The 3,802-nt window shown below is 55.5% G+C and carries 4 protein-coding genes; all 4 read left to right on the forward strand.

The window, feature by feature from the left end:
- The coding region (locus K5905_RS29525) for a Gfo/Idh/MocA family protein (protein ID WP_297591169.1) at window positions 1-713 on the forward strand (713 nt) is incomplete at its 5' end.
- A 182-nt stretch (window positions 714-895) separates the two neighbouring features.
- Window positions 896-1,810, forward strand: a complete 915-nt coding sequence (locus K5905_RS29530; protein ID WP_297591170.1) for a sugar phosphate isomerase/epimerase — start codon at window positions 896-898, stop codon at window positions 1,808-1,810.
- A complete protein-coding gene (locus K5905_RS29535) occupies window positions 1,791-3,200 on the forward strand; it encodes an aldehyde dehydrogenase family protein (protein ID WP_297591171.1) in 1,410 nt (469 codons plus the stop codon). The genes K5905_RS29530 and K5905_RS29535 overlap by 20 nt, the downstream gene beginning before the upstream one ends.
- Window positions 3,200-3,802: thiamine pyrophosphate-binding protein (locus K5905_RS29540; RefSeq protein ID WP_297591172.1), on the forward strand; the 603-nt coding region annotated here is incomplete at its 3' end. The genes K5905_RS29535 and K5905_RS29540, both read left to right, overlap by 1 nt.

Here is a 3,802-nt window from a genome sequence, read left to right on the forward strand (position 1 = left end):
AGGCACGGGAAATTGTGGCTGCCGGTGGGATCGGAAAGATCAATCAGATTCATGTCGAATTCCTGCAGGACTGGATGACACCCGAAACTGCGGCTGAAGCCGATCACGTGAAATGGAGACTGGATCCGGCTAAGTCCGGCAGGACAAGTTGTACCGGCGATATCGGAACGCATGCAGCTCATCTGGCAAGTTTCGTCTCAGGGTTGGAGATCACGCACCTGCGTGCCGAAATGCATGTTTGCGGTGCACCCAAGCCGCTGGAGGACACTGTGTTCATGTTCACAAGGTTCGAAGGCAATGTTCCCGGAACCTTGATGGCAACACGCCTCGCACCGGGAAAGCGCGGTGGACTGCGTCTGCGCATTTTCGGCAGCGAAGGTGGGCTTGAATGGGACCTGGAAAATTCTGAACACCTGAAGTTCAACAGATTTGGTGAGCCAGACCGCATCATCAGCCGGGGTCACGGTCATGGTGTCAGCGCCAGGACAGAACGTTTTGTTCGTGCGGCCAGAGGGTTTCCGGAAGGGATCATTGAGGCTTGGGCTAATCTTTATACCGAATATGCGCTGGCCGTTGCAGCCCGCAAGGACCGCCTGAGCCCACCGCCGGGTTGGCTGGAATTCCCCACTGTCGCTGAAGGAGCCAAAGGTGTTCGTTTTGTCGAAGCTTCTGCGAACTCGGCGGAAACCGACTCTGTCTGGCAAAAAATCTGACCTCCAATTTCTACCGCGATCGACGGTCATCACCGTTTGATCTGTAAGCTTCTGAAAGATCGAAGTTATTCCCCTTCACGAGAATCTGCTTTTCGTGAACATAAAATATTTGATAAATAACAAAATATCAGATATTTTTAAAAACACAGGATAAATTTTAAAACGCCTTACGGAGCCCGCGCATGTCCGCGACATATCAGGCCGACCCGGAACAACCGCTGTATTCTCTCGCGCATCTGACGCTGATCAACGCCACGGTGCCGGAGTTGGTTTATGTTGCGGCACGGGCTGGATATGACGCTGTGTCCCCGCGTTTCATCCCGATGCATGTTCCAGGCGAATTCACTCAGTCTCCCGTCAGCAAGGCGCAGGTTCAGGCAACCAAAACGGCGCTTTCGACCACGGGCCTGAAAGTTCTTGATGTCGAGCTGGCACGGATTACCGAAGACTGTGACCCGAAAAGCTTCGAACGGTCGCTTGAGCTCGGCGGTGAACTCGGAGCCAAGCGCATGATCATGAGCGCATGGACACAGACGCGAGACGACCGGAATTTCCTGATCGACGTCTATGGCGAAACCTGTGATCTGGCAGAACCTTTCGGTCTGACGGTCGACCTCGAGTTTCCCTCGTTCTCCCGATTGCGAACGCTTGACGAAGCTCTGGACATTGTCCGGGCGGCGGATCGGACGAATGGCGGCATTCTCGTCGATACGCTCTATCTGCATCTCAGTCGTGTGGATATCAGCGAACTTCTCCATGTTCCTTCAGACCTGCTTCATTTTCTGCATATTTCGGATTGCCTGCCAGGAATTGCCGATACGCGCGAGGGCATGATTCAGCTTGCCCGTGATGCACGGCTTTACCCTGGAGAAGGCTGGATCGACTTCGCCGGAATTATCGAGCGCATGCCTCCGGTCGACTATTCCATTGAACTTCCCAATGCCGCACGCGTCGCCGAGCTTGGCTATGAAGAACACGCTCGCCGCTGCCTGCAGCACGCTAAACAGAAATTCGGGGCCGCGCGGTCACAACGCCGCATGATCGACCTCGTTCCCCTTCAGACCAAAGAGGAAAGTTATGGGCAAAGAGCTCACTGAAGAAGACCGCGCATTGGCCACTGAGATGTTGGCGCGCGCACGCGCTGCCATGGCTGAAATCGAAGATTGGAGCCAGGAAAACCTGGACCGCCTGGCGCAGGCAATCGGCTGGTATGCCGGTAACGAAAAGACTTTCACACGGCTGGCTCAACAAGGTGTTGACGAAAGCGGTATTGGTGATCGCGAGGGCCGTCCTGGCAAGCGTTTCAAGATCTACGGGGTCTTGCGCGATGCGCTGCGCCAGAAGTCAACCGGTATCGTGGAAGTTGACGAAGCGCGCGGCCTGGTCAAATACGCCAAGCCGGCTGGTGTGATTGCTTCCCTGATCCCGATGACGAACCCGGCGCTGACGCCTCCGGTTACCGGGATCTATGCCGCCAAGGCGCGAAACGCGGTTATTTTCTCACCGCATCCACGCACTCGGATCACAACGGCCCAGATGACTGACGTTCTGAGGCAGGCCTGCCGGGTTGTCGGTGCACCGGAAGATCTTTTCCAGTGTGTAACCCATCCCTCGATCCCGCTGACGCAGCATCTGATGGAAATCTGCGATCTGACGCTCGCCACTGGCGGCAAACCCATGGTCAAGGCGGCCTATTCCAGCGGGAAACCCGCTTTTGGCGTTGGTGCCGGAAATTCCTCGATCGTCATCGACGAGACAGCCGATATCGAGATTGCGGCCAGGAACACGCGCATGTCCAAAACGAGTGATTTCGGGTCAGGCTGTTCGGCAGACGGCAACATCATCATCCAGAATTCAATCTACGAGAAGATGGTGAAGGCGCTTGAAGCAGAAGGTGGCTATCTGTGCAATGACGAGGAAAAATCGCTGCTCGAAAAAGCCATGTGGGATGAGAAAGGCAACCGGACCTTTCCGACCATTGCTTGCAAACCACAGCAGACAGCCGAGGTTGCCGGGTTCACCATTCCCGAGGATCGCAAGTTTCTGATGGTCGAAAACCAGGACTGCATCGGGGTCGAGCACAAATTCTCCAAGGAGAAACTCACCACATTGATGGCGCTGTATCATTTCGAAGATTTTGACGACGCGCTCGACACGGTCGGCAAGATTTATGAAGTCGGAGGCAAGGGACACTCCTGTGGCATCTACAGTCATGACGATGATCACATCGACCGCCTTGCGCGACTTGCCCCCGTCAGTCGCATGATGGTTCGCCAGCCGCAATCAAAGGCCAATGCCGGCAGCTTTACCAATGGCATGCCCATGACCAGTTCTCTCGGCTGCGGCATCTGGGGTGGCAACATCACCAACGAGAACGTGACCCTGAAACACATGATGAACTACACCTGGGTCAGCCGGCCGATTCCGGAAGACAAGCCATCTGACGAAGACCTGTTCGGTGAATTTTTCGGGCAGGAGGTCGCGTAATGGACGCCATCGTCAAGGAACACAAGACCGTCGCCGAACATATCGTCGATTACCTTGAAAGGCGTGATGTGAGGCATGTGTTCGGTCTGTGCGGACATACCAATATTGCGGTTTTGGCCGCTCTTGCGGACAGCCCCATCGATTTCGTCACAGTTCGTCACGAACAGATCGCCAGCCATGCTGCCGACGCCTATGCACGCGTGACCGGCAAGGCGTCGGTGGTCCTGTCTCACCTGTCTCCGGGCCTGACGAACTGTGCGACCGGCGTCGCGAATGCGGCGCTCGACTGTGTTCCGATGGTAGTTATCGCCGGTGACATTCCGACCCACTATTATGGCAAGCATCCTCATCAGGAAGTGAACCTGCATGCCGATGCCGCCCAATGGGAGATTTACAGACCGTTCGTGAAGAGAGCCTGGCGGGTGGATCGCGCCGATCTGATGGCGGAAATTCTTGAAAAAGCGTTTCATCTGGCAGAAAGCGGCCAACCCGGCCCGGTGTTGGTCAATGTCCCGATGGACATTTTCAGCAAACGCATCTCCTCAGACAGTTTTGACAGGATTAAGTCGAACACACGCGCTCTGGTCAAACCGTCCATTGAC

This window comes from Roseibium sp. (assembly GCF_025698965.1).
Lineage (GTDB): Bacteria > Pseudomonadota > Alphaproteobacteria > Rhizobiales > Stappiaceae > Roseibium.

Coding starts and splice junctions, on each gene's coding strand:
- K5905_RS29535 (WP_297591171.1), top strand. CDS start 1,791: ATGGGCAAAGAGCTCACTGAAGAAGACCGCGCATTGGCCACTGAGATG.
- K5905_RS29530 (WP_297591170.1), top strand. CDS start 896: ATGTCCGCGACATATCAGGCCGACCCGGAACAACCGCTGTATTCTCTC.